27 protein-coding genes are annotated in these 25,050 nt (G+C 73.1%); 15 read left to right on the top strand and 12 right to left on the bottom strand.

The features are described from left to right. The first annotated feature begins 44 nt into the window (after positions 1–44). Genes ASG88_RS00630 through ASG88_RS00620 form a run of 3 tightly spaced genes read left to right on the top strand, consistent with a single transcriptional unit; the run spans position 45 to position 2,069 of the window. A complete protein-coding gene (locus ASG88_RS00630; RefSeq protein WP_056885477.1) occupies positions 45–722 on the top strand; it encodes a response regulator in 678 nt (225 codons plus the stop codon). Next, positions 715–1,182, top strand: a complete 468-nt coding sequence (locus ASG88_RS00625; protein WP_056885476.1) for a GNAT family N-acetyltransferase — start codon at positions 715–717, stop codon at positions 1,180–1,182. The genes ASG88_RS00630 and ASG88_RS00625 overlap by 8 nt, the downstream gene beginning before the upstream one ends. Continuing rightward, positions 1,179–2,069: a hypothetical protein gene (locus tag ASG88_RS00620; RefSeq protein ID WP_157559495.1), complete on the top strand. Its 891-nt coding sequence runs from the start codon at positions 1,179–1,181 to the stop codon at positions 2,067–2,069. Before ASG88_RS00625 ends, ASG88_RS00620 begins: the two co-directional genes overlap by 4 nt. Here the strand turns inward: ASG88_RS00620 and glpK are convergent. After that, positions 2,059–3,531, bottom strand: coding sequence for a glycerol kinase GlpK (glpK, locus tag ASG88_RS00615; RefSeq protein ID WP_056885475.1), 1,473 nt, complete (start codon positions 3,529–3,531; stop codon positions 2,059–2,061). The two genes, ASG88_RS00620 and glpK, sit on opposite strands and share 11 nt — an antisense overlap. Further along, the gene (locus tag ASG88_RS00610; RefSeq protein WP_056885474.1) at positions 3,528–4,343 is read right to left on the bottom strand and encodes a DUF1028 domain-containing protein; all 816 of its coding nucleotides are present in this window, start codon (positions 4,341–4,343) and stop codon (positions 3,528–3,530) included. The genes glpK and ASG88_RS00610 overlap by 4 nt, the downstream gene beginning before the upstream one ends. A 42-nt stretch (positions 4,344–4,385) precedes the next feature. Here ASG88_RS00610 and ASG88_RS00605 point away from each other — a divergent pair, with 42 nt between their 5' ends. From ASG88_RS00605 to ASG88_RS00585, 5 genes are all read left to right on the top strand, one after another. Then, positions 4,386–5,210: an HAD-IIA family hydrolase gene (locus ASG88_RS00605; protein ID WP_056885991.1), complete on the top strand. Its 825-nt coding sequence runs from the start codon at positions 4,386–4,388 to the stop codon at positions 5,208–5,210. Positions 5,211–5,304: 94 nt separating this feature from the next. Beyond that, a complete protein-coding gene (locus ASG88_RS00600; protein ID WP_056885473.1) occupies positions 5,305–6,333 on the top strand; it encodes a 6-phosphofructokinase in 1,029 nt (342 codons plus the stop codon). 83 nt (positions 6,334–6,416) lie between these two features. Next, complete coding sequence (locus ASG88_RS00595) at positions 6,417–7,877, top strand: APC family permease (protein WP_056885472.1); 1,461 nt, start codon at positions 6,417–6,419, stop codon at positions 7,875–7,877. 75 nt (positions 7,878–7,952) lie between these two features. Then, complete coding sequence (locus ASG88_RS00590) at positions 7,953–9,296, top strand: class II 3-deoxy-7-phosphoheptulonate synthase (RefSeq protein WP_056885471.1); 1,344 nt, start codon at positions 7,953–7,955, stop codon at positions 9,294–9,296. Positions 9,297–9,398: 102 nt separating this feature from the next. After that, positions 9,399–10,409 carry a threonine aldolase family protein gene (locus ASG88_RS00585; protein WP_082599754.1) on the top strand — a complete coding sequence of 337 codons (1,011 nt, stop codon included), beginning with the start codon at positions 9,399–9,401 and terminating at the stop codon, positions 10,407–10,409. Here ASG88_RS00585 and ASG88_RS00580 read toward each other — a convergent pair. Continuing rightward, positions 10,378–10,860, bottom strand: a complete 483-nt coding sequence (locus ASG88_RS00580; RefSeq protein ID WP_056885470.1) for a GNAT family N-acetyltransferase — start codon at positions 10,858–10,860, stop codon at positions 10,378–10,380. The two genes, ASG88_RS00585 and ASG88_RS00580, sit on opposite strands and share 32 nt — an antisense overlap. Positions 10,861–10,978: 118 nt before the next feature. Between ASG88_RS00580 and ASG88_RS00575 the strand changes: the two genes are divergently transcribed. Together ASG88_RS00575 and ASG88_RS00570 are read left to right on the top strand one after the other, a co-directional pair. Then, positions 10,979–11,875 (top strand): ABC transporter ATP-binding protein, encoded by an 897-nt coding sequence (locus ASG88_RS00575; protein ID WP_056885469.1) that lies wholly within the window; start codon positions 10,979–10,981, stop codon positions 11,873–11,875. Next, on the top strand, positions 11,872–12,690 hold the full coding sequence (locus tag ASG88_RS00570) for an ABC transporter permease subunit (RefSeq protein WP_056885468.1): 819 nt from the start codon (positions 11,872–11,874) through the stop codon (positions 12,688–12,690). The genes ASG88_RS00575 and ASG88_RS00570 overlap by 4 nt, the downstream gene beginning before the upstream one ends. A 65-nt stretch (positions 12,691–12,755) precedes the next feature. Here ASG88_RS00570 and ASG88_RS00565 read toward each other — a convergent pair whose 3' ends face one another. The 5 genes from ASG88_RS00565 to ASG88_RS00545 all read right to left on the bottom strand — a co-directional run bounded on the left by ASG88_RS00565 (position 12,756) and on the right by ASG88_RS00545 (position 18,481). After that, the gene (locus ASG88_RS00565; RefSeq protein WP_157559493.1) at positions 12,756–13,565 is read right to left on the bottom strand and encodes an NADase-type glycan-binding domain-containing protein; all 810 of its coding nucleotides are present in this window, start codon (positions 13,563–13,565) and stop codon (positions 12,756–12,758) included. Between the two features lie 48 nt (positions 13,566–13,613). Then, positions 13,614–14,504: a DMT family transporter gene (locus tag ASG88_RS00560; RefSeq protein WP_082599753.1), complete on the bottom strand. Its 891-nt coding sequence runs from the start codon at positions 14,502–14,504 to the stop codon at positions 13,614–13,616. Next, positions 14,501–15,388: a deoxyribonuclease IV gene (locus ASG88_RS00555; protein WP_200956303.1), complete on the bottom strand. Its 888-nt coding sequence runs from the start codon at positions 15,386–15,388 to the stop codon at positions 14,501–14,503. Before ASG88_RS00555 ends, ASG88_RS00560 begins: the two co-directional genes overlap by 4 nt. A 17-nt stretch (positions 15,389–15,405) precedes the next feature. Then, the gene (gene pknB, locus ASG88_RS00550) at positions 15,406–17,538 is read right to left on the bottom strand and encodes a Stk1 family PASTA domain-containing Ser/Thr kinase (RefSeq protein ID WP_056885466.1); all 2,133 of its coding nucleotides are present in this window, start codon (positions 17,536–17,538) and stop codon (positions 15,406–15,408) included. 118 nt (positions 17,539–17,656) lie between these two features. Next, a complete protein-coding gene (locus tag ASG88_RS00545) occupies positions 17,657–18,481 on the bottom strand; it encodes a transglycosylase SLT domain-containing protein (RefSeq protein WP_056885465.1) in 825 nt (274 codons plus the stop codon). 190 nt (positions 18,482–18,671) lie between these two features. On the opposite strand from ASG88_RS00545, the gene ASG88_RS00540 reads away from it, so the two are divergent. Genes ASG88_RS00540 through ASG88_RS00530 form a run of 3 tightly spaced genes read left to right on the top strand, consistent with a single transcriptional unit; the run spans position 18,672 to position 19,890 of the window. After that, a complete protein-coding gene (locus ASG88_RS00540; RefSeq protein WP_056885464.1) occupies positions 18,672–19,043 on the top strand; it encodes an Rv2175c family DNA-binding protein in 372 nt (123 codons plus the stop codon). A 20-nt stretch (positions 19,044–19,063) separates the two neighbouring features. Then, entirely contained in the window at positions 19,064–19,462 is a 399-nt protein-coding gene (locus ASG88_RS00535; RefSeq protein ID WP_056885463.1) for a ribonuclease domain-containing protein, read from the top strand. After that, a complete protein-coding gene (locus ASG88_RS00530) occupies positions 19,459–19,890 on the top strand; it encodes a barstar family protein (RefSeq protein ID WP_056885462.1) in 432 nt (143 codons plus the stop codon). Before ASG88_RS00535 ends, ASG88_RS00530 begins: the two co-directional genes overlap by 4 nt. A 28-nt stretch (positions 19,891–19,918) precedes the next feature. Here ASG88_RS00530 and ASG88_RS00525 read toward each other — a convergent pair whose 3' ends face one another. Continuing rightward, entirely contained in the window at positions 19,919–20,998 is a 1,080-nt protein-coding gene (locus ASG88_RS00525) for a polyprenyl synthetase family protein (RefSeq protein WP_235534662.1), read from the bottom strand. 62 nt (positions 20,999–21,060) lie between these two features. On the opposite strand from ASG88_RS00525, the gene metF reads away from it, so the two are divergent. Both metF and ASG88_RS00515 read left to right on the top strand, forming a co-directional pair. Next, complete coding sequence (metF, locus tag ASG88_RS00520) at positions 21,061–21,951, top strand: methylenetetrahydrofolate reductase [NAD(P)H] (RefSeq protein WP_056885461.1); 891 nt, start codon at positions 21,061–21,063, stop codon at positions 21,949–21,951. 39 nt (positions 21,952–21,990) lie between these two features. Then, positions 21,991–22,599: an SIMPL domain-containing protein gene (locus tag ASG88_RS00515; RefSeq protein WP_056885460.1), complete on the top strand. Its 609-nt coding sequence runs from the start codon at positions 21,991–21,993 to the stop codon at positions 22,597–22,599. Between the two features lies 1 nt (position 22,600). Here the strand turns inward: ASG88_RS00515 and ASG88_RS00510 are convergent, their stop codons facing one another. Genes ASG88_RS00510 through ASG88_RS00500 form a run of 3 tightly spaced genes read right to left on the bottom strand, consistent with a single transcriptional unit; the run spans position 22,601 to position 25,044 of the window. Next, positions 22,601–23,944: a phytoene desaturase family protein gene (locus ASG88_RS00510; protein ID WP_056885459.1), complete on the bottom strand. Its 1,344-nt coding sequence runs from the start codon at positions 23,942–23,944 to the stop codon at positions 22,601–22,603. A gap of 39 nt (positions 23,945–23,983) precedes the next feature. Beyond that, complete coding sequence (locus ASG88_RS00505) at positions 23,984–24,571, bottom strand: DUF4126 domain-containing protein (RefSeq protein ID WP_056885458.1); 588 nt, start codon at positions 24,569–24,571, stop codon at positions 23,984–23,986. Further along, the gene (locus ASG88_RS00500; RefSeq protein WP_056885457.1) at positions 24,571–25,044 is read right to left on the bottom strand and encodes a YbaK/EbsC family protein; all 474 of its coding nucleotides are present in this window, start codon (positions 25,042–25,044) and stop codon (positions 24,571–24,573) included. Before ASG88_RS00500 ends, ASG88_RS00505 begins: the two co-directional genes overlap by 1 nt. Between the last annotated feature and the right edge of the window lie 6 nt (positions 25,045–25,050).

Below are 25,050 nucleotides of genomic sequence, written 5' to 3'. Positions count from 1 at the left end.
GATTGGGGTAAAGCCTGCAGTCGACCCGCTGTAGGTTCGCGGGCATGACCAGCGGCCAGGAGCAGGGGACGACCGGCGGAGCGACCAGGGTGATGGTCGTCGACGACCACCCGATGTGGCGCGACGCGGTGGAGCGTGACCTGGCGGCCGCCGGTTTCGAGGTGGTCGCGGTCGCCGCGGACGGGCACCAGGCGCTGGCGCGCTTCCCCGCCTCCCGGCCCGACGTGGTGGTGCTCGACCTCCAGATCCCCGGCCCCAACGGGGTCGAGGTCACCGCCCAGGTGCTCCAGCACGACCCGTCCGCGCGGGTCCTCATCCTCTCCGCGTCCGGCGAGCAGTCCGACGTGCTCGAGGCGGTCAAGGCGGGCGCCACCGGCTACCTCGTCAAGAGCGCGTCGCGCGAGGAGCTGCTCGACGCCGTACGCCGCGTCGCCGCCGGCGACACCGTCTTCACGCCCGGCCTCGCGGGCCTGGTGCTGGGCGAGTTCCGCCGGATGGCCGAGGGACCGGCCGACGACCCGCGCGACGAGCTCACCGACCGCGAGACCGAGATCCTCAAGATGGTCGCCAAGGGCATGTCCTACAAGCAGATCGCCGAGCGCCTCGTGATCTCCCACCGCACCGTGCAGAACCACGTGCAGAACACGCTGCGCAAGCTCCAGATGAACAACCGGGTGCAGCTCACCCGCTGGGCGATCGAGCACGGCCTGGACGATGACTGAGGCGTCCTGGCGCACGGCCGGCCCCGGCGACGTGGCCGCGCTGCGCGACCTCGAGCGGGCCGCCAACCTCGTCGGCCTCGCACACGTGTTCCCGGCCGACCGGTTCCCCTTCCCCGACGACGACGTGCTCGCGCGCTGGGCGCTCGTCCTCGATGACCCCGAGGTCGTGGTCGAGGTCGTCGACGGGGACGACGGCCTCCTGGCGTTCGCGGCGTACGACGACGACAACCTGCGCCACCTCGCCGTCCACCCGCACGCGTGGGGGACCGGCCTCGCCCGCGCGGGCGTCGCCCGGGCCGTGGCCCACGGGGCGCGACGGCTCTGGGTGCTCGACGCCAACCACCGCGCGCGCCGCCTCTACGAGCGGCTCGGCTGGAGCGCGACCGGCGTGGAGCAGGAGTGCCCGTGGGTGCCGCACCCGACCGAGCTCGAGTACGCGTTCGTAGGATCGCGGGCGTGACCGACCCGCTCCTCGATCTCGCCGACGGGCTCTACGCGCTGCCGCTGGGCGACTTCACCCCGGCGCGCGACGCCCTGGTCAAGGAGCACAAGGCAGACAAGGAGCTGGCCGCGCGGCTCAAGGCGCTGAAGAAGCCGTCGCTCGCCGCCTGGGTCGTCAACCTGCTCGTGCGCCGCGACGCGGGGCAGGTGGAGCAGGTGCTGGAGGTGGGTGCCGCGCTGCGCGAGGCCCAGACCAACCTCGACGGTGACGAGCTGCGGGCCCTGACCCGGCAGCGCCGCCAGCTCACCGCGGCAGTCACCACGCGTGCCCGCGGGCTGGCCCGCGAGGAGGGCGTCAAGGTCACCCCGGCCGTCGCCGATCAGGTCGAGGCCACGCTGACGGCCGCGATGGTCGACGAGGGGGCCGCCCGGGCGGTGCGCAGCGGACTGCTCGTCGCGGCGCTCGCGGCGACCGGGGTGGGCGAGGTCGACGTGGCCCCGGCGCTGGCCGCCCCGGAGGCGCTCGGCTTCACGGCGGCCGCGCGCGAGCCGGAGCCGGTGGGCCGGCCCGAGCTGCACGTCGTACCCGACCCGGAGGCCGACGCCAAGGCGCGGCGCGCGGCGCAGGAGCGCCTCGAGGCCGCCACCTCCGAGCACGAGGCGGCGAGCGAGGCCGCCGCGGCGGCGGCGACGGACGTCGAGCAGCTGCAGGCGCGATCGCTCCAGCTCCAGGCCGAGGTGGACGAGCTGCGGGGCCGGATCGCCCAGCTCGAGGCCGACCTCGAGGAGAACGACGACGAGCTCTCCGACGCCGAGGACGTGCGGGCCGAGGCGGACGAGAGCGCAGCCGAGACCGCGCAGGCGGTCGCCGCCGCGGAGGCTGAGCTGGCCCGGCTCAGTCGGTAGCCCAGCCCTTGGACCGCTCGACGGCGTCGCGCCAGCGGGCGTGCGCCGCGTCGGCCTTGGCGCGGTCGGCGGCCGGCTCGAAGCGGCGCTCCAGCGCCCACGTCTCGTGCAGGTCGTCGGTGGACTCCCACACGCCGGTGCCGAGCCCGGCGAGGAACGCCGCTCCCAGCGCCGTGGTCTCCACGATCTCCGGACGCTCGACGGGCAGGCCCAGCTGGTCGGCCTGCAGCTGGCACAGCATGTCGTTGGCGGCGGCGCCACCGTCCACCCGCAGGCAGGCGATGTCCGGCATGGTCTCCAGGACGTCGCGCACCTCGAAGGCGATCGCCTCGAGCGTCGCGCGCACGATGTGCGCGCGGGTGGTGCCGCGGGTGATGCCGATGACGAGGCCGCGGGCGTGCGGATCCCAGTGCGGGGCGCCGAGACCGGTGAGCGCCGGCACGAAGACGACGCCGTCGGTGTCGTCCACGGTCGCCGCCACGGCCTCCGTCTCCGCCGCGGACCCGACGATCTGCAGTCCGTCGCGCAGCCACTGGACGGCCGCGCCGGTCACGAAGATCGACCCCTCCAGCGCGTAGGTCAGCTCACCGTCGGGGGAGCGCCATGCCGCCGTCGACAGCAGGCCGGCGTCCGAGCGCTCCAGGGTGGTCCCGGTGTTGGCCAGGATGAAGGACCCGGTGCCGTAGGTGCACTTGGAGTCCCCGACCTCGAAGCACGTCTGCCCGAAGAGGGCCGACTGCTGGTCGCCGGCGATGCCCGCGATCGGCAGCTCGAGGCCGAGGAAGGACGTCGGGTCCGACGGTGCGACCTCGCCCCAGTTGGGCACCAGGTCGGGCAGCGCGTCGCGGGGCACCCCGAAGAGGCTGCACAGCTCGTCGGACCAGTCGCCGGAGCCGAGGTCGAAGAGCAGGGTGCGGCTCGCGTTGGACACGTCGGTGACGTGCCAGGTGCCCCGGGTCATCCGCGCGATCAGGTAGGAGTCGACGGTCCCGACGGCATAGCGGCCCGACTGGACGAGGGCCCAGGTGTGCGGCTCGTGCTCGGCCAGCCACATCAGCTTGGTGCCGGAGAAGTAGGGGTCGAGCCGGAGCCCGGTCAGCTCGGCGACCCGGTCCTCGTGGCCGTCGGCGCGCAGCCGCTCGCAGATCTCGGCCGTCCGCCGGTCCTGCCACACGATCGCCCGGCGTGGCGACCCGAGGGTCTCGCGGTCCCACAGCACCACGGTCTCGCGCTGGTTGGTGATGCCGATGGCGGTCAGCTCGGACGCGTCGACCGTGCGCAGGACCTCCCGGGTGGCCTCGAGGGTGGCCTGCCAGATCTCCTCCGGCGCGTGCTCCACCCACCCCGGCTTGGGGAAGTGCTGGGCGAACTCCTGGCTGGCGGTGGCGACGATCCGGCCGGCCGGACTGACGACGACGGCGGTGACTCCCGTCGTACCAGCATCGATGGCGAGGATGCTCACTTCGCACCTCGCAGGATGGTGAGCACCCGCTCGTCGATCCAGGACCCGTCCTCGGCCACCCGCATCTCGTAGTTCTCGCTGCCGACCCACGAGCGCAGGTCGGGATGGCCCTGGGCCTGCACGAGCCGGGAGATCTCCGAGTCCAGCTCGGGGGTGACCGCCACCTTCTCGTCCTCGGTGGAGGCGGTCAGGTAGAGGTCGTTGAGGTCGAGCAGCCGCGCGAGCTCGCCGACCGGCGCCGCGTGGTCGTCGACCCGCAGGTCGACCGCGACGTCGTCGCCCGCGCCGTACCCCGCGTCCTCGCGCACCACGAGCAGCGCGGCGGACTGGCGTCCTCGCTTGTCTCCACCGGCCTCGTCCCCGGCGCGCAGCGCCTCGAGGAGCCGGCGCTCGATCGGCCGGCCCGCCGAGCCCTGCCACGACAGCTCCATCGCCTCGACGACCTCGGGGCCGACGAGGATGTTGCCCTGGATGGCGTAGCCGGGTCCGGTCACCCCGCCCGCCCAGTCGAAGCACTCCGAGCCGGTGTGGGTCGCGGCGTTGCCCTCCGAGTCGACGATGCCGGCCTGGCGGTGGTCGCGCTTGTCGTCCTCCTCGACGAGGCGGGTCAGCGCGACCTCGGCGGTGGCGCCGTCGTCGAGGTGGGCCAGGGCCAGGAACTTCCACGCGACGTTGGCCTCGGCCTGCGTCGCGACGGCGCCCACGCGGGCCACCGCTGCGGGGACGGCCGACCCGACCGCGAGGAACTTGGAGGCGACGGCCACGCCCCACGACTCGCCGTCGTCGGAGCGGGCCACGATGGAGAAGGTCATGTCACCGACCCTAGTGGTCCGGAACGCGACACAATGGCGCTCATGACCACTCACGCGCCGATCGAGACATGGCTGACCGACATGGACGGCGTGCTCGTGCACGAGGAGCACGCCATCCCCGGAGCGGCGGAGTTCGTCGAGGCGCTCAAGGCCTCGGGGCGCCACTTCCTGGTGCTCACCAACAACTCGATCTTCACGCCGCGCGACCTGCGGGCGCGCCTGTTCGCGAGCGGCATCGACGTGCCGGAGGACGCCATCTGGACCTCGGCCCTGGCCACGGCGCAGTTCCTCGCCGACCAGCGTCCCGACGGCACGGCGTACGTCGTCGGGGAGGCGGGCCTGACCACCGCGCTGCACGACATCGGCTACGTCATGACCGACCGCGATCCCGAGTACGTCGTGCTGGGGGAGACCCGCACCTACTCCTTCGAGGCGATCACCCGGGCCATCCGGCTGATCGAGGCAGGGGCCCGCTTCATCGCCACCAACCCCGACGTCAGCGGTCCCAGCCAGCAGGGCACGCTGCCGGCCACCGGCTCGGTGGCGGCGCTGATCACCGCGGCGACCGGACGGGCGCCGTACTACGTCGGCAAGCCCAACCCGCTGATGATGCGCAGCGCGCTCAACCGGATCGACGCCCACTCCGAGACGACGGTGATGGTCGGCGACCGGATGGACACCGACATCGTGTCCGGCCTCGAGGCCGGGCTGCGCACCATCCTGGTGACGACGGGGTCCACCCGCCTCGAGGACGTGGAGACGTTCCCCTACCGGCCCAGCCGGGTGGTCGACTCGGTGGCCGACCTCGTGGAGATGGTCGCCGACCTCGCTCCGGCCGGGGTCGACGTGCCGACCGAGTACGTCTGATGCCGGGTGCCCCGGTCGGGTCGTGACCCCTTCACACGGGGGAGCGGCGTCGCTAGGGTTTGATCGATCAAAATTCAACGATGAGGGAGTAGAGATGCGCGTCGGAGTGCTCACCGGAGGTGGGGACTGCCCCGGCCTCAACGCCGTCATCCGGGCGGTCGTCCGCAAGGGCGTGAAGGGCCACGGGTTCGAGTTCGTGGGCTACCGCGACGGCTGGAAGGGCCCCCTCGAGGGACTCACGATGGAGCTCGGCGTGCAGCAGTGCCGCGGCATCCTGCCGCGCGGCGGCACCATCCTGGGCTCCAGCCGCACCAACCCCTTCAAGGTCGAGGGCGGCGTCGAGCGGATCAAGGCCAACCTCGACCGCGACGGCGTCGACGCGCTGGTCGCCATCGGTGGCGAGGACACCCTCGGGGTGGCCACCAAGCTCGCCGACCTCGGCGTCAACGTCGTGGGCGTGCCCAAGACCATCGACAACGACCTGTCCGGCACCGACTTCACGTTCGGCTTCGACACCGCGGTCAACATTGCCACCGAGGCCATCGACCGGCTGCACACCACCGCCGAGTCGCACCACCGCGTGCTCGTCGTCGAGGTGATGGGCCGCCACGCCGGTTGGATCGCCCTGCACTCCGGCCTCGCCGGCGGGGCCAGCATGGTGCTCATCCCCGAGCAGCCCTTCGACATCGAGGACGTGTGCGCCCGGGTCGAGACCCGCTTCGAGAGCAAGTACGCCCCGATCATCGTGGTCTCCGAGGGCGCGATCCCGCGCGACGGCGGCGACATGACGCTGGTCAGCGGCGAGAAGGACGCCTTCGGCCACGTCCGCCTCGGCGGCATCGGCGACCGGCTCGCCGGCGAGATCGAGCAGCGCACCGGCAAGGAGGCCCGGGCCGTCGTGCTCGGCCACATCCAGCGCGGTGGCACGCCCACGGCGTTCGACCGGTGGCTCGCGACCCGCTTCGGCCTGCAGGCCATCGACGCGGTCGCCGACGGCGACTTCGGCACCATGATGGCGCTGCGCGGGACGAAGATCGAGCGCCTGCCGCTCATCGAGGGCACCGGCGAGCTCAAGCTCGTCAGCGACGAGGAGTACGCCGAGGCGCAGGTCTTCTTCGGCTGACCGACGCCCGCGGGGGTGCTTGCCTTCACCCCCTCGCGAGTCCAGAGTGAGGGAAATTCTCACGACTCCGAGGGGGAGTTGCCATGAGCAGCCGCACTGCCGAGCCCGACGTCAACGGGCCAGAGCCCGATCTCAAGCGGGTGATGGGCCCCAAGCTCCTCCTGCTGTTCATCATCGGTGACATCCTCGGCGCCGGCGTCTACGCCGTCACCGGACAGATGGCCGGCATCGTCGGCGGCATCGTCTGGCTCCCGTTCCTCGTCGCGTTCATCGTGGCGACGCTGACCGCGCTGTCCTACCTCGAGCTGGTCACCAAGTATCCGCAGGCCGCGGGCGCCGCGCTCTACACGCACAAGGCGTTCGGCATCCACTTCGTGACGTTCCTCGTGGCGTTCGCGGTGATCTGCTCGGGCATCACGAGCGCCTCCACGTCCGCCAACGTGCTCGCCCAGAACCTCACCGGCGGCCTGGTCGCCAACGGCTGGATGGACGAGCTGCCGAGCACGGGCGTCGTCACCGCGATCGCGATGGCGTTCATGGTGCTGCTGGCCCTGATCAACCTGCGCGGCGTGGGTGAGTCGGTGAAGTTCAACGTGGTCCTCACCCTCGTGGAGATGACGGCGCTGTCGATCGTCATCCTCATCGGCTTCTACGCGATGACGCAGGGCGAGGGCGACATCAGCCGGATCACGACCTTCGAGGGCGCCGACGACAAGGGCCTCTTCCTGGCCGTCACGGCGGCGACCTCGGTCGCGTTCTTCGCGATGGTCGGCTTCGAGGACTCGGTCAACATGGTCGAGGAGGTCCAGGAGCCGCAGAAGATCTTCCCGCGCACGATGCTCACGGGCCTGGGCGTCGCGGTCATCATCTACATGCTGGTCGCCGTCGCGGTGGTGACCGTCCTGACGCCCAGCGAGCTGGCCGAGATCAACGAGTCCGAGGGCCGCGCGCTCCTCGAGGTCGTCGCGAAGGGGGCGCCGGACCTTCCGATGGACCGCATCTTCCCGTTCCTCGCCGTCTTCGCGGTCGCCAACACCGCCCTCATCAACATGCTGATGGCCAGCCGGCTGCTCTACGGCCTGGCCCGACAGGACGTCCTGCCGCGGTCGCTGGGCAAGGTGTCGCCCAACAGCCGCGCGCCGTACGTCGGCATCGTGTTCTCGACGCTGCTCGCGCTCGGCCTCATCTGGTTCGTCGCCACGCAGTCGGACTCCTCGATCGTCGGAGCCCTGTCCGGCACGACCTCGCTGCTCCTGCTCGCGGTCTTCGCCGTGGTCAACGTGGCCTGCCTGATCCTGCGGCGCGACCCGGCCGAGGGCTTCTTCCGCTCGCCCGGACCGACGCCCGCGATCGCCGGCGCGCTGTGCATCTTCCTGATCGTCCCGCAGATCTCCGACCGGGACGTCCTGGAGTACCAGATCGCGCTCGGCCTGGTCGGCATCGGCGTGGTCCTGTGGGCCCTCACGTGGATCACCAACCGCGGTGTCCGCGCGAAGAAGACCGGCTTCCGCGACATCGAGCACATGGAGGACGAGGTCCACTGACTCCGGCGGCCGGTGGGCGGGGGCCCGCCCACCGGTCACGAGTCGGGCGGCGGCGCCCCGCCGCCGTACCCTTGGGTGGTGAGCATCCCCACCCTCGAGCAGTTGCACGCCATCGGCGCTGCCCAGCAGCCGACCTACCCCGACCAGGCAGCCGTGACCAAGGCCGTCGAGCGGCTGCGGACCGTGCCGCCGCTCGTGTTTGCGGGGGAGTGCGACGAGCTCAAGGACAAGATTGCCGCCGTCAGTCGCGGCGAGGCGTTCCTGCTCGCCGGTGGTGACTGCGCGGAGACCTTCGACGGCGTCACCGCCGACAACGTCCGCAACAAGCTGCGGGTCCTCCTCCAGATGGCCGTCGTCCTGACGTACGCCGCCTCGGTCCCGGTCGTGAAGCTCGGCCGCCTCGCCGGCCAGTACGCCAAGCCCCGCTCGAGCGACATGGAGACCCGCGACGGGGTCACCCTCCCGGCCTACCGCGGCGACGCCGTCAACGGCTTCGACTTCACGCCCGAGTCGCGCATCCCCGACCCCCAGCGGCTCGTGGACGTCTACAACTCGTCCGCGGCCACGCTCAACCTGGTCCGTGCCTTCGTGACCGGCGGCTACGCCGACCTGCGCCAGGTGCACACCTGGAACAACGACTTCGTCCGCGAGTCGCCCTACGCCCAGCGCTACGAGCTGATGGCCGGCGAGATCGAGCGTGCCCTGACCTTCATGAAGGCCATCGGCGCCGACCCGGACGAGTTCCACCGCGTCGACTTCCACTCCAGCCACGAGGCGCTGCTGCTGGAGTACGAGCACGCGATGACGCGCATCGACTCCCGCACCCAGCTGCCCTACAACGTGTCGGGGCACATGGTCTGGATCGGCGAGCGCACCCGCCAGCTCGACGGCGCGCACGTGGAGTACTTCCGCCACATCCGCAACCCGATCGGCTGCAAGCTCGGCCCGACCGCGACCCCCGACGAGGCCCTCGCGCTGGCCGCCCGCCTCAACCCGGACAACGAGCCCGGTCGGCTCACCTTCATCACCCGCTTCGGCGCCGGCAAGGTCCGCGACGGTCTTCCGCCGCTGGTCGAGAAGGTCACCGCGGAGGGCGTCCAGGTGGCCTGGGTCAGCGACCCGATGCACGGCAACACCTTCGAGGCGTCCACGGGCTACAAGACCCGCCGCTTCGACGACGTGCTCGACGAGATCCAGGGCTTCTTCGACGTGCACCGCGCCCTCGGCACCGTCCCCGGCGGGATGATGGTCGAGATGACCGGCGACGACGTCACCGAGATCGTGGGCGGCGGCGAGGAGATCGACGAGCACGGGCTGGCGCACCGCTACGAGTCCGTCGTCGACCCGCGCCTCAACCGCGTCCAGTCCCTCGAGCTCGCCTTCCTCGTCGCCGAGATGTTGCGAGCAAGGACGGCGTGACCTGACGCTGGCGGCGGTGGGTGAGCCACCGTCGTACGCCGCGAGATGTCGCCTGCTCACCGCTCCCGCGAGCAGCCGGGGGGCTCGTGATGGGATGAGCCCGTGATCGACCTCCGCTCCGACACCCTGACCCGTCCGACCGAGGCGATGCGCGCCGCGATGGCGAGCGCCGAGGTCGGTGACGACGTCTACGCCGAGGACCCCACGGTCAACGCGCTCGAGGACCGGGTGGCGGAGATGTTCGGCCACGAGGCGGCGCTCTTCACCCCGACCGGCTCACTGGCCAACGTCCTGGCCGTGCGCAGCGTCGTGGGCGTCGGCCAGGAGGTGCTGTGCGAGTCCAGCGCGCACATCGCCCGCGCCGAGCTCGGGGCCCACGGCGCGATCACCGGGTTGACCATGCGCACCTGGACCCACCCGCGCGGGCAGGTCGACCTGGCCGCGATCGAGCACCTCCACGCACCGGACATGGGCCCGTTCTTCGTGGCCACCGCCGCGGTCTCCGTGGAGTGCACGCACAACTTCGCCGGCGGTGCCGTGCTGCCCATCGAGGACCTCCGCGCCCTGCGCGCCTGGGCCGACGGCGTCGACACCCGCATCCACATGGACGGCGCGCGGATCTGGAACGCGCACGTCGCGAGCGGCACGCCCTTCGCCGACTACGGCGCGGTCGCCGACGTGATGGCCGTCTGCCTGTCCAAGGGACTGGGCGCGCCCATCGGCTCCCTGATGATCGGCGACCGCGACGCGATCGGTGAGGCCCGGGTGTGGCGCAAGCGCCTCGGCGGCGGCATGCGCCAGGTCGGCATACTCGCCGCGGCCGGCCTGCACGCCCTCGACCACCACGTCGAGCGGCTGGCCGACGACCACGCGCACGCCCGGCTGCTCGCCGAGGCGTGCGGGGTCGACCCCGACACCGTGGACACCAACATCGTGGTCGTCGAGCGGGACGACGCCGCCCGGTTCGTGGCCGACGCGGCGGAGCAGGGCGTGCGGGTCGCGCCGGTCGGACCACGCGCCGTACGCCTCGTGACGCACCTCGACATCAGCGCCGACGACGCGCGTCGCGCCGCAGCCGTGCTCAGCCGGGTCGCCGCCACTCCAGGCGGATGATCTCCTCGCCCTCGTGCAGGCTGGAGCGGTCGCCGGTGTCGACGAACCCGCTCGAGCCGTAGAGGCGCAGCGCACGCCGGTTGGTGGCCCGGGTCCAGACGCTCAGCCGCGTCCAGGCGGTGCCGTCGGGCGGTGACTGGAGGGCACGCAGCAGGGCGCCCCCGATCCCGCTGCCCCAGTAGCCGGGTTCCACGAACACCATCGCCACGTGCCCGCACGTGGGGTCGACGACCCCGCCCTCGGCGTACGGCTCGGCCACGACCATCCCGGCCGGCTTGTCGCCGTACGTCGCCAGCATGGCGAGGCCGCTGTCGCGGACCCTGGCCTCCACCCGCTCACGGCGGGCCGCGGTCGGCCTGCCTCCCACGGCCTCGCGGGCCGCGGCCCAGACCTGCACGGCCGCTGCGACCTGGGCGGGCTCGGTGATGGCGGTGATGACGGTGCGCGGCACGCCACCAGCCTAGGTGCGGGTCGGGGGCGACCCCGAGACGACCTCAGGGTGCGGCCGTGGTCGTTCCCAGCGTTGTCCCCGATGTGCGCGGTGCCCGCCCCGGGAGAGCGTGGGGCCCATGATCACAGTCGAGTCACTCACCCGGAAGTACGGCGGCTTCACGGCCGTCGACGACGTCACCTTCACCGCCCGGCCCGGCCGGGTCACCGGCTTCCTCGGCCCCAACGGCGCCGGCAAGTCCACCACCATGCGGATCATGGTCGGCCTCACCCCGGCCACCTCCGGCTCCGCCCTCATCGACGGCGCCCGCTTCGTCGACCTGACCAACCCCGGCCACGAGGTGGGCGTCCTCCTCGACGCCTCCGCCCAGCACGCCGGACGCACCGGCCGCGAGATCCTGACCATCGCCCAGCGCACCATGGGGCTGCCGAAGGGCCGCGTCGACGAGATGCTCGACCTGGTCAGCCTCACGCCGCAGGAGGCGGGCCGCCGGGTCCGCAACTACTCCCTCGGCATGCGGCAGCGGCTCGGCATCGCAGCCGCCCTCATCGGCGACCCGCGGGTGCTGATCCTGGACGAGCCGGCCAACGGCCTCGACCCGGCGGGCATCCGCTGGATGCGCGACCTGCTGCGCGACTTCGCGCAGCGGGGCGGCACCGTGCTGCTGTCGTCGCACCTCCTCCACGAGATCGAGGTGATCGCCGACGACATCGTGGTGATCGGCCACGGGCGGATCGTCGCCCAGGGCACCAAGGCCGAGCTGCTCGCCGGGGCCGGCACCCTCGTCCGCACCCCTGACGCCGAGGTGCTCGGCCGGGCCCTGACCGCCGCGGGCGTCTCGTGCAGTGCCGTCGACGGCGGCCTGCGCACCGACGCCACCCCCGACCTGGTCGGTCGCGTCGCCCTCGGCGCGGGCGTCCCCCTCACCGAGCTGAGGTCCGGCGACGGCGCCGGCCTCGAGGACATGTTCCTCGAGCTCACCTCCGACACCCAGCGAGAAGGAGCAGCGGCATGACCGCCACGACCGTCCAGCCCACGACCCTCCCCACCACGGCGACCGCGCGTGAGCGCAAGGTCGTCCCGCCGATCGGCATGGGCCGGATCGTGGGGGTCGAGCTGCGCAAGATGTTCGACACCCGCGCCGGCTTCTGGATGCTGATGAGCATCGCCATCCTGTCGGTCCTCGCGACGGGCGCGGCGATCCTCTTCGCCCCGGACGCCGACATCGACTTCGAGCTCTTCGCCAGCGCCATCGGGGTCCCGATGTCGGTGATCCTGCCGATGATCGCGATCCTGTCCGTGACCGGTGAGTACACCCAGCGCACCGGCCTCACGACGTACACGATGATCCCGCGCCGCGGTCGCACCATCGCCGGCAAGGGGATCGCCGCGGTCCTGGTGGGCGTGGTCTCGATGTTCGTGGCGCTGGGGATCGGTGCCCTCGGCAACCTGCTCGGCTCCGCCATCGTCGGCGTCCCTACGGACTGGAACATCTCGGTGACCGAGTTCTCCCAGATCGTGCTGGCGCAGGTGCTCGGCATGACCATCGGCTTCATGCTCGGCGTGCTGCTGCGCAGCTCGGCCGCCGCGATCGTGACGTACTTCGTCTACTCGCTGGTCCTGCCCGGCCTGCTGATGCTGCTCGCCGGCGTCCAGTCGTGGTTCGCCGACATCCAGCCCTGGGTCGACTTCAACATGGCATCCACCCGGCTCTTCGACCAGACGATGACGGGGGAGTACTGGGCGCAGCTCGGCACCAGCGGCCTCATCTGGCTCGTCGCCCCGCTCGCCGTGGGCCTGGCCCTGGTGATGCGGTCCGAGGTGAAGTGACCCCAGCCGTACGACGCGACGGCCGGGCCCCGACCGGGGTCCGGCCGTCGCGCCGTCACCGGGCCTCAGGCGCGGGTGCCCGAGAGCATGACCTCGCTGATCGCCGTGTAGTCGCGGCCCAGCGGACCCGCCCCGGGGTCGGTGACGCCGAGGATCCGCAGCTGGACCGTGCGGGTGGTCACCGCGTCGATCCGGACCCCCTGCATGCGGCGCACCTCGCGCAGGTCCTGGCCCACCGTGGTGCCGTCGTCGAAGACCCACTCGACGGAGGTGATCCGTCGGTTGAGGGGATACCAGTCGACGAGGGTGGCGCCGTTGGGCACCTGCTTGGCGTAGCCGTTGACCAGGCCGACACGGGTCAGAGACGTCGGGCGGCGCAGGGTGAACAGGATCGTGGAGCCCGAGGCGTCGCCGCCGGTGCGCCACGTGGTCTGCGGGACCCCGTCGACCATCTGCTCGGCGGCGTAGCCGACCAGGCTGCCGTCGAGGTCGGTGGTGGCGGGCGCGGGCTCGGGGGCCTCGATGCGGGTCGTCGCGGCGACGTTGGCCGGTCGTGGGGCCGGACCCGTGCCGCCGGGCTCGGAGGGGGCGCTGGTGGCGGGCCCGGAGGAGGCACCGGAGGGTTCGTCGTCGTCGCCGCCGAGCCAGATGACGAGCACCACGACGAGGACCAGTGCCAGGACCGCGCCGACCACCGCGATCAGCCACGAGGGGAGTCCGGCACGCGCCGGGTCGGCGGAGGAGGCGGCGTACGACGCGTCGTCGAGGCGGGGGAGCACCTCGGACTCGGGGACGGGCTGGCCGATCGGGTGCCCGCAGTTGGTGCAGAAGCGGCCCACCCCGAGCTCATGGCCGCACCGTGCACAGGTGCTCATGGACGAAATCCTAGGGGGTGGGCCGTCACGGCGCCCGGGCTTTGCCGGTCAGACGGCGATGTGGGAGACCTCGGCCTCGACCTTGCGCCTCGGCACGAGCTCCACGACGAGCATGGCGGTCAGCACCATCAGGCCGCCGACGACCAGCCGGGAGGTGACGCCCTCCCCGCCGAGCCACACGGCGAAGGATGCGGCGAAGACCGGCTCCATGCTCATGATGATCGCGGTCCGCGTCGGCGGCAGGTGCGCCTGCGCCCAGGTCTGCCCGAGCATGGCGAGCGCGCCGGCGATGAGCGCCATGTAGACGACCGAGAGCCAGTCCCGGCCGGTGGACGGCAGCACGATCCCGTCGGGCACGGTGGCCACGAAGCACACCACGGTGATCACCACGATCTGCAGGATCGACATGCCGACCGCGTCGCGCGGGGTCGACCACGCGCCGAGCCCGACGATGTGCAGCGCGTAGAGCACCGCCGACACCAGGGTGATCGCCTCGCCGTACCCGAGGCTGAAGCCGCTCAGCGTCAGCACGCCAAGTCCCACGGTCGCCAGTGCGACCGCGGCCCACGTGACGGCGGTGATCCGGGTGTGCAGGATCAGCGCCGCGAAGACCGGCGTCAGCACGACGTACATGCCGGTGATGAAGCCGCTGACGCTGGCCGCGGTGTGCGCGAGCCCGGCGGTCTGGAGGATCTGGGCGACGCCGTACAGCATGCCCAGGACGATGGCGTGCCGGCGCGCCACCGGTGAGAGGCGCGCCACGGCGCGCGGGGCGACGAGGAGCATCGCCACGCTGGCGATCGCGAACCGCACCGCGAGGAAGTCCAGCGTGGGCACCCGGTCGAGCAGGTCCTTGATGAGGAAGAAGGTGGATCCCCAGGCCGCGGTCATCGCGAGGAGGGCCAGGGTGGCCAGCAGGGACGTACGCCGCTCGCTCACGCCGTCGCCTCCGCCCGCAGCTGCCGCAGCACCTCGAGGTCGGGATTGCCCACCTCGCGCGAGCCGGGCGTCTCCAGGACGAAGGGGACACCCGCCGTCGCCGGGTGGGCGAAGAGCTCGCGGAAGGCATCGGTGCCGATGTGGCCCTCGCCGATGCGCTGGTGCCGGTCCTTGAAGGCGCCGCGGACGTCCATCGAGTCGTTCGCGTGGATCAGCCGGAGCCGGTCGGGCCCTGCGATCTCCACGATCCGGTCCACGGTGGCGGTCGCCCCGCCGGGCTCGTCGAGGGGCGCCCCGGCCGCGAAGACGTGGCAGGTGTCGAGGCAGATCCCCGCGCGCGGGTGGTGGTCGAGGGCGTCGAGGTAGGGCTCGAGGTCGTCGACCCCGGCACACAGCGACTGCCCCTGGCCGGCCGTCGGCTCGAGCAGCAGCCACGGGGCGTCATCACCGTCCAGGGCCTCCAGTACGGGCAGCAGTCCCTCGCGCACCCGGCGCATCGCGGCGTCGTACTGCTCGCGGGACCCGGTCGGGTCGACGTACGAGCCGGTGTGGACGACCACGCCCTCCGCGCCGATCTCGACCGCGCGCCGCAGGTTGTGGGCGACGACGCCCACCGAGCGCTCCCAGGTCAGCGGGGTGGGGGAGCCGAGGTTGACGAGGTACGGCGCGTGGATGAAGGCGCGCAGGCCGCGTCGCGCGCACTCCTCGCGGAAGCGCTCGTCCTCCGCCGGGCGGCCCGGGGAGTGCGCCCAGCCGCGGGGGTTGCCGGTGAAGACCTGGAGCGTCTCGTAACCGACCTCGTCGACCCGCGCGAGGGCACCCGCGACGAGCCCCTTGCCCACGGTGACGTGTGTGCCGATCGGGTTGCGGAGCTCGGGTGTCACCTGAGGAGGGTAGGGGCTCAGATGAGGTAGAGCGTGATCGTGGAGCCCTTGGGCGCCATGGTCCCGGCGGAGGGGTCGGAGCTGAAGACGAAGCCGACGCCGATGTAGTTGTCGCTGTTCTCCACGTCGACCTGGAAGCCCAGCGACTCGAGCCGCTCGGTGGCCGCGTCGACGCCCATCGCGACGACCCGGGGGACCTCGACGAGCTCGGGCCCCTGGGAGACGACGAGCTGGACGGTGTCGCCCTTGTAGAGCGGTCCGACCGTCGGGTTCTGCGAGATGACGTCGCCCTCGGCGACGGTGTCGCTGTACTCCTCCCCGGTGACCTCGACGACCAGCTTGCGCCTCTCCAGCGCGGCGGTCGCCTCCTCGGCGTCCTCGCCGGTCCAGTCGCGGATCTCGATCGGCCGGCGGCCCTTGCTGACGACCAGGTCGACCGGGGTGTCGGGCTTGAGGACCTCCCCGGCCCTCGGCTGGGTCCTCAGGACCTGCCCGGCCGGCACCGTGTCGGAGAACTTCTCGGTGCTCTCGCCGAACCCGAGGTTGCCCTGGGCCAGCGCGTCCTGCGCCTGGTCCTCGGTCATCCCGGCGAGCGCGGGCACCTCGTAGCGCTCGGGACCCAGCGACAGGACCAGCGTGACGATGCCGCCGTCGAGCACCCGGTCGCCGGGCTCGGGGTCGGTGCCGAGCACCAGCCCCGCAGCGACGGTCTCGGAGTAGCGCGGGTCGCCCTCCTCTGCGTCCAGGCCGGCCTTGTCGAGCTCGGCGGAGGCGGTCGCGGCGTCGACGCCCAGCACCCCGGGGGTGACGGTGTAGCGCTCCCAGCCCAGCCACCAGGCGCCGCCGCCGAGGGCGGCGACGAGCAGCACGGCGAGCAGCAGCGCGAGGGGTCCCTTGACGGACCGCTTGCGGGCGTTCGTGACCACGGGGGCCGGCGCGCTGGGGCGGCGTACGTCGGGCGGCCCGGCGACCGGACGTGCGGGCGGCGCCGCGACAGCGGTGACGGCGGTGCGGTCGAAGGCGGTCGTGTGGCCGTCGTCGACGATCTCCGCCCGCGGGTCCCCGGGCGGCGGCTGGAGCCGTGCGCTGAGGTTGGCCATCTCGACCGGGTCGAAGGGCTCCGGCGTGGTGTCCTCGCCGGTCTCCTCGTCCTCGTCGTGGACGTACGGCGCGACGGGCCTGAGGTCGGCGGTGAGCTCGGGGTCGTCGGTGACGCCCTCGCGCAGGGCCTGGGAGACGCGGTGGATCTGGTGCAGGAGCACGCTCGCGTCGGCGGGACGCTGGGTGCGGTCGCGGCTGGTGGCGCGGGCGACCAGCGCGTCGACGTACGCCGGGAGCTCCGGGTGCAGCGCGGACGGTGCGGGGACGTCCTCGTGGACGTGGCGGTAGGCGACCTGGATCGGGCTCTCGCCCTCGTGCGGCTTGCGGCCGGTGAGCAGCTCGTAGAGGACCACGCCCGCGGCGTACACGTCGGCACGGGCGTCGGCGCGGCCGTCGACGACCAGCTCGGGGGCGAGGTAGGACACGGTGCCGATCAGCACGCCGCCGGTGGCGGTGTGCTGCGTGTCGGCGCTGACGGCCTTGGCCAGCCCGAAGTCGGCGACCTTGACGCCGCCGCCGTGCGCCTCGTCGGCGATGAGCACGTTCTCCGGCTTGACGTCGCGGTGGATGAGCCCGGCGCGGTGGGCCGCGGCCAGGGCCGAGACGACCGGCTCGAGGAGCGCTAGCGCCCGGATCGGGGCCATCGGCGACTCCTTGCGGATGACGTCGCGCAGCGTGTGCCCGGGGACGTACTCCATGGCGAGGAAGACCGTGCCGTCGTCGTCACCCTGGTCGTAGACACCCACGACGTGGGGGTGGTTGAGCCGGGCGGCCGCGCGGGCCTCGCGCACGAAGCGCTGGGCGAAGTCGTCGTCGTCACCGAGGCCGGGGTGCATCACCTTGACGGCGACGGTGCGGTCGAGGCGGATGTCGGTGGCCTCGTAGACACTCGCCATGCCGCCGCGGGCGATGCGACCGCCGATGCGGTAGCGGCCGTCGAGGAGCCGGCCGACGAGCGCGTCGGCAGCACCACGCCTCGCCTCGACACCGCGCGCCGGGCCGTGGGCGGGCCCGGTCGGCTCGTCGCGGGGCTCGACTCTCGGCTCCACAGCTCGACCTCCATCGCCGGACGGGGAAGGATCCGGTGGCCCCATCGTACGAATCAGCGGGCGCTACCCGGGCCCCGAGCCCGGTCCCGGCGTGGCGCAGCCTGCTCCGGTACGCCGCTCAGGCCGGCGGGCGGCCGGCCTCGAGGCGCTTCCGGATGGCCTGCACGTTGGCGACGTAGGCCTTGGTCTCGTCGTACAGGCCGTGCTCCCGGAGGGCGCCGAGGCCCTGGTAGTAGGCGCCGATCATGTGCCGGCGCGTGCGGGTGTGGTCGTCGAGGACACCGAGCAGCAGCACGCCCGCGGTGGCGTTGTCCTTGAGGACCCGGAGGCGCAGGTCGCGACCGGCGTAGTACTCCATCCAGCGCCCGGTGCCGGGGAGGACCTGCATCGCGCCGATCGCCCCGGCGCTGGAGACGTGGTGCATCTGCCACCCCGACTCCTGCCAGGCGATGGCCAGCGCGAGCTGCGGGTCGACGCCGCGGTGGTTGGCGGCCCGGGTGATCGTGCGCCGCACCCGGTCGCGTGAGGGGTTTCCGGCCGACGAGGAGGTCGAGCCGGCGCCCTGGCCGCCCTTGTCCTTGTTCTTGCCCTTGTTCTTGCCCTTGTTCTTGCCCTTGTTCTTGTTCTTGTCACGGTCCTTGTCCCGGGCCTTCGTGACCACTGGGATCTCGATCCGCTGGCCGACGCGCAGGCTCCCGGAGGAGTCGAGGTGGTTGTGGGAGACCAGCTCCGCGGTCCAGGCGTGGAAACGCACCGCGAGGCCGGTCACGGTGTCGCCGGCCCGGACGGTGTAGGTCCGCAGGTCGCGTCCCTGGGGGAGGCGCTCGTGGTCGGCGGCCGCGGGGGTGACGGGCGCCAGCGCCAGGGCGACCGCGAGGGCGGTGGGCGCAGCGGCGGCGCCGATCAGGCGGCGCGCCCGGGCGCCGGGCGGGGGTCGTCGCACGTGGTTCTCCTCGTCCTCGTGGCGACGCCCGGACTCACGGGGAGGCCGAGGGGAAGGCGTCGCAACGAGCGCTCGACGTTACGCAGGTGGACCGGTCCAGACCAGTTGCGGCCGCCCCGGGCGTGTCGGGGCGGGTGCGCGGGACGGCGTGAATCGGCTCGGGGAGCCTGTGCGTGGAAAACTGCGTCCCATGAGCGACGTACCCCTGTCCGAGGCCGACCTCGACGCCCTCGTCCACGACTGGTTGACCTGGGACCAGGCCGCGGAGGCCCTCGGCGTCACCCCTGCCAAGGTGCGCACCATGATCAAGGACCACGAGCTCGCCGGGGCCGTCCCGAAGCCCGGGGCCGGGCCGCGGGTGCCGGCGGACTTCATCCAGGACGGGCTCGTGGTCAAGGGCCTGCCCGGCCTGCTGACCCTGCTCCACGACCGCCACTTCGACGACCGCGAGTGCATCGCCTGGATCTACACCGACGACGACCTGCCGGGCCGCCCGATCGACGCGCTGCGCGAGAACCGCGGCTCCGAGGTCAAGCGGCGCGCCCAGGTCCTGGGCTACTGACTCCGCTAGCCTGACCGGTCATGCGCACACGCCAGCGAAGTCTCGTCGGACTGCTGCTGGCGCTGGTCATGGCCTCTGTCGTCTGGTGGACCCAGGGCGGTCCGGCGGCCACGGAGCGTCCCGACACGGACCCCGCGAGCGGGCTGCCGTTCGTGCTGCTCGCCCAGCTCCCGCCCGAGGCGGCGGAGACGGTGGAGCTGATCGACGCCGGCGGTCCGTTCCCGGAGGACGAGGACGGCGGCACGTTCGGCAACCGGGAGGACCTCCTGCCCGACAGGCAGATGGGTTACTACGCCGAGTACACCGTGCCCACCCCGGGCTCCCAGGACCGCGGCGCCCGGCGCATCGTGGCCGGCGACGAGGGCGAGCTCTACTGGACCGAGGACCACTACCGCTCCTTCGAGAGGATCGCCCGATGAGCGGTCTCGCCGCACTGCTGTCCGGCCGGGTCGACCCCGGCATCTACCTGTGGCACGGCGCCTTCGACGTCGAGGACGTGCGGCGCGGGGTCGAGCACGCGGGCTGGGGCTTCGGCCACGTCGACGGCTGGGTGGAGGGCGGCAAGGCCGACTTCCTCGCCGGTGTGGGCGACGCGCTCGGCTTCCCCGACTGGTACGGCCAGAACTTCGACGCCCTGGCCGACTGCCTCCACGACATCGGCGACGGGACCGAGGGCGTGGTGCTGCTGTGGGACGGCTGGGCCACGCTGGCGCGCGACGACGAGAAGGCCTTCAGCATCGCCCTGAGCGTGCTCGGGTCGCGGGTCAACGCCGACCGGGGAGTGCCGTTCGCCGTGCTGCTGCGCGGCGAGGGCCCCGAGGTGGTCGGCCTCCCCAGCCTGGACTGAGGGTCCGGCCCCGGACCGCGCGCCCGCGTCAGACCGTGCGCTGGGTCGCGGCCGCGGCCAGGTCGCGCAGCACGCCGCGCGCCGCGTCGTCGACGGTCGGGGTGTCGAGGGCCGCGACCGCGCGCTCGGCGAGCGCCCCGATCACCTCCTCGACCTGCGCGTGCGCGCCCGAGCGGTCGATGATGTCTCGCAGGTCGGCCACCGCCGCCTCGTCGAGGTCGGTACCGAGCGCGGCGTCGAGGCGCCGGGCGGCCTCCCGGTCCGTGCCGTCGAGCGCCAGGGCGACGAGCACGGTGCGCTTGCCCTCGACGAGGTCGTCGCCGGCGGGCTTGCCGGTGGTCGCCGGGTCGCCGAACACCCCGAGCAGGTCGTCGCGCAGCTGGAAGGCCTCGCCGAGCGGCAGGCCGAAGCGGCTCAGGTCCTCGAGCTGGGCGGGCGTCGCCCCCGCGAGGGCCGCTCCCACGTGCAGCGGGCGCTCGATGGAGTACTTGGCGGACTTGTAGCGCAGCACGGTCATCGCGGTGTCGACGTCGGCGTGTGCGCGGGCCTGCACGGACACGTCGAGGAACTGACCGGCGATGACCTCCGTGCGACACAGGTCGAAGACCTCGAGCGCGGGTACGACGGACGCGACGGGCAGCCCGCAGCGGCGCAGCAGCTCTTCGGCCCAGCCCAGCAGCAGGTCGCCGAGCAGGATCGCTGCGGCCGCGCCGTACTGGTCGGGACGACCGCGCCAGCCGGCGGCGCGGTGCTCGGCCTCGAACGCTCGGTGGGCCGCCGGGCGGCCCCGCCGGGTGTCGGAAGCGTCCATGTAGTCGTCGTGGACCAGGGCGCTGGCGTGCAGCAGCTCGAGGGCCGCGCAGGCGCGGGCGAGCGCATCCTCGTCGGGGACCTCGGGCCGGATCGCGCGGTAGCCCCAGTAGCAGAACGCCGCCCGGAAGCGCTTGCCGCCGCGGACGCTGGTGCGGGCCTCGGTGATGAGCCGGGACGCGTCCTCGCCGAGGGGCGCGAGGCGGGCGGCCTGCTCGTCGAGGAAGGCGTCGAGCACCTTCTGGATCCGCTCACGGAAGTCGGCGGGGTCCCACTGCATGCTCACCGGGCTGGTCACTCCGGGAGCCTAACCAGTGGACGGATGCGGTCCCGCACCCGCCGCAAACCTAGGCTGGGCACATGATCCAGGGACGCGGACGGAGCATGCGCCAGCGCATCGAGGACGGCGAGCGCTCGTTCTCGTTCGAGTTCTTCCCGCCCAAGGACGCCGAGGGCGAGGAGCAGCTCTGGCGGGCCATCACCGAGCTCGAGCCCTACGACCCGACGTTCGTCTCGGTGACGTACGGCGCGGGCGGCAGCTCGCGCGACACGACCGTGCGGATCACCGGCCGGATCGCCCGCGAGACCTCCCTGGTGCCAGTCGGCCACCTCACCTGCGTGGGCCACACCCGTGACGAGCTCGAGGCGATCCTCGACAGCTACGCCGAGGCCGGCGTCGCCAACGTGCTCGCCCTGCGGGGCGACCCGGAGGACGGTCCGCGAGCCGACTGGACGCCCACCGAGGGTGGCCTGTCCTACGCCAGCGAGCTCGTCGAGCTGGCCAGCCGGCGCGGTGACTTCGCCGTCGCGGTCGCGGCGTTCTCGCTGGGCCACCCCTCGGCCGCGTCCCTCGAGGAGGACGCCCGGGTGCTGCTGGCCAAGCAGCAGGCGGGTGCCGAGTTCGCGATCACCGACATGGTGTTCTCGGCCGACGACTATGCCGGCCTGCTCGAGCGCTCGGCCGCGGTCGGGGTCGACATCCCGCTGCTGCCCGGGATCATGCCGATCCTCAACCTGCGCCAGGTCTCCCGGATGGCCGAGCTCTCGGGGCACCCGGTGCCCGACGCGGTGCGCACGCGGCTCACGCCGTACGAGCACGACCCGGCCGGCCTGCGTGCCGAGGGGATCGCGATGGCCGCCGAGCTGTGCGAGGCCCTGCTGGACGCCGGCGCCCCGGGGCTGCACTTCTACACGCTCAACCGGTCCCGGGCGACGCGGGAGATCTTCTCCGCCCTGCGCATCAGCGTCTGATTCCCTCCCGACGGGGCGGGGGATCGCTACGGTGCACGCATGGACCCCTCCCGCACCGTCACCGTGACCGGCCACGGCACCGCCACCGTGGTGCCCGACTCGGCCGTGGTGCGCGTGGCGACCGCGTGTCGCGCCGCCGGGGTGGCCGAGGCGCTGTCCGGCGTGTCGACGTCGTCCGACCGGGTGGTCGAGGTCGCCCGCGGACGTGACCTGGTGCCCGGGTCGACGGGACTGAGCGTGTGGCCGTGTCACGACCACGAGGGCAGCGCGGGAGGCTTCGAGGCACGCCACTCGCTGGCGGTCCGCTGCGAGTCCGTCGAGGAGGCGGGCGAGCTGCTGTCCGAGCTGGCCCACGCCGTCGGCGATGCCCTCGTGGTCGACGGCGTCTCCCTGGACGTGGGCGACACCTCTGCCGCCCGCGCGACCGCGGCCGAGGCGGCGTGGGACGACGCCCGGGCGCACGCGGCCCACCTCGCCGCCCTGGCGGGGGCGACGCTGGGCGAGGTGGTGGCCATCGCCGAGGGCGGGTCGCAAGGTCCGGGTGGGCCGGCGCCGGTGGCCCTCAGGGTGGCCGAGGCCACGGCCCGGCTCGAGCCCGGTGAGACCTCGGTCCACGGTGCCGTGACCGTCACCTGGCTGCTCGCCTGAGTCAGGGCCGACTCGGGTCGGGCCGGTCCGCCGGGCCGATCGCCTGGGCGACCAGGGCGGCCGAGAGGCCGACGAACGGCAGCCCCGAGCCGGGCGTCGCGTGCGCCCCAGCGGCGTACACGCCCGGGACCGGGGTGGTGGGGCCGAGGCGCCTGCGGGTCGTGGCACGCCCCTGCCACAGCACGCCGAGCGGCGAGCCGCCCCACGCGTCGACGAGGTCGCGCGGCGACCGGTCCACCCGTACGACGACGCGGTCCCGGAGGTCGATCCGGTGCCGCGCCAGCGCGTCGAGGACGTCCTCGGCGAGCCGGCCGCGGCCCAGGACGGTCCACGCCGCCGCGCCGTCCGGGGCCCGGCCACCGGTGCGGACGACGAGCATCGGGTCGCCGTGGAGCACGACCTCGTGCGGCAGGTCAGGCAGGGAGCGGGCGTCGGAGAGGCCGACGTGGCACACGACCGGCGGGATCGCGGGCATGGTGCGCTCGACGTGGCGGGCCAGGGCCGGCAGCCGCCTCGGGTCGACGGCGCAGACCACCAGGTCGGCGTCGAGCTCGCCGGCCGAGGTGGCGACCGCCGCCACCCGGCCCGCGCGCAGGACCAGGTCGTGGGCGGTCGTGCCGGTCAGGACGGTGACACCGCGGGTGCCCAGGCGGTCGGCCAGCACCGTCCCGAGGGTGGCGATGCCGCCCGGGACCGTCCACGCGCCGAACCGCTGCTCGACGTACGACACGACCCCCTGCCAGACGGGGACGTTGCGCAGGTCGTGGCCGTCGGCGACGAAGGGGTGGCCTGCGACCAGACGCAGGCGGTCGTCGCGGAAGGTCTTGCGCAGCCGCCGGTGCAGCACCTCGCGGCTGGTCAGCAGGTTGGTGAGCGCCCGGGGCGCGAGCGTGGGGTCCCACGGTCGCTCGAGGTAGTCGCGGCGCAGCAGGTCCCACGTGTCGGAGTACGACGCGACGTAGCCGACCCACTGCTCGCCGAGTCCCGGGCCGAGCGCGTCGAAGGCGGCCAGCTGTGCTGCTCGCGAACCGCCCGGCAGCCGCAGCGCGGAGCCGTCCTCGAAGCGGTGCTCGCGCACGAGGTCGCGGGCGACCAGGTCCACGTCGCCGGGCTCCCGCTCCAGGGGGCGGCCGGTCTTGCGGAACAGGTCGCGGACCACCGCCGGGAGGAGCGTCGTGGTGGGGCCGGCGTCCCAGGCGAAGCCGTCGTCGCGGGTCACGGTCGACAGGGCACCCCCGAGCGTCGGAGCCTGCTCGACGAGGGTGACCGCGTGCCCCAGCTTGGAAAGCCGGGCGGCCGAGGCGAGCCCGCCGAACCCCCCACCGACCACCACCACGCGCGCCATGGCGAGCACCCTAGGGCCTGGGCGGGGCGGTCTGGCGGCCTAGTGCTGGCGGACCGGCTCGCGGCCCTTCCACCTCCGCCAGCCCCGCCGCACGAAGCGGGCGAGGACCACCAGCATCACCAGCCCGCCCGCGAGGAGCAGCGCGGCGATCGCCGCGGCCAGCTGCGGGTGCTCGACGGCGAGCCACACGACCCCGAGCACGGTGACGTCCTCGGTCACGCTGGCCACGGTGTTGGACACGGGCTCGGGGGAGCCGTTGACGGCCAGCCGCCCGCCGGCCTTGGCCAGGTGCGAGAGGAGCGCGGTGCCGCCGCCGACGACGCCGAGCACGGCCGTCTCGAGCGAGGTGGCGTCCCCGGCCAGCAGGACGCCGATGACGGCGCCCACGGTGGGCCTGATGGCCGTGGAGATCGCGTCCCACGTGGAGTCGATCCAGGGGATCTTGTCGGCGACGAACTCGATGGCGAACATGAAGCCGGCCGCCGCCAGCACGTCCCAGCGGGCCAGCACGTCGGGGATCTCGGCCACGTCGTCGACCCGGTCGGTGATCCCCAGCACCAGCACGACCAGGTAGGCGTTGATGCCGCTGGCCCAGCCGCCGGTGAAGGCGAGGGAGAGGGACTCCATCACGCGACCTCGATCTCGGTGGCCCCGGTCAGGGAGACGAGCTCGTCGAAGGTCGTGGAGAAGACGGCGGCGGGATGGCCCGCGGCGGCCCACACGACGTCGTACCGGCGCAGGTCGGTGTCGATCCAGGTGCCCACGGGCGTCGGGTGGTCGAAGGGGGAGACGCCGCCGATGACCTGACCGGTGTGCCGGCGGACGAAGTCGGGAGCGGCCCGGTCCAGGGCGGGTACGCCGACGGCGTCGGCGGCCTTGGCCACGTCGACGCGGTGCGCGCCCGAGGTGAGGATGAGGACGGGGACGCCACCGGCGTCGAAGAGCAGGCTGTTGGCGATCGCACCGACCTCGCAGCCGAGCGCGGCCGCGGCGAGTGCGGCGGTGTGGACGGCATCGGGCAGGATGACCACGTCACCGGTGCCGCCGCGCCGGGTCAGCTCGTCTCGAAAATTGATGACCGACGGATGCTCGCTCGCCATGCCGGG

Source organism: Nocardioides sp. Soil777 (assembly GCF_001428425.1).
Lineage (GTDB): Bacteria > Actinomycetota > Actinomycetes > Propionibacteriales > Nocardioidaceae > Nocardioides > Nocardioides terrigena.
The sequence above is the reverse complement of the archived record's forward strand: the minus strand, read 5'-3'. Positions and strand labels throughout refer to the sequence as shown.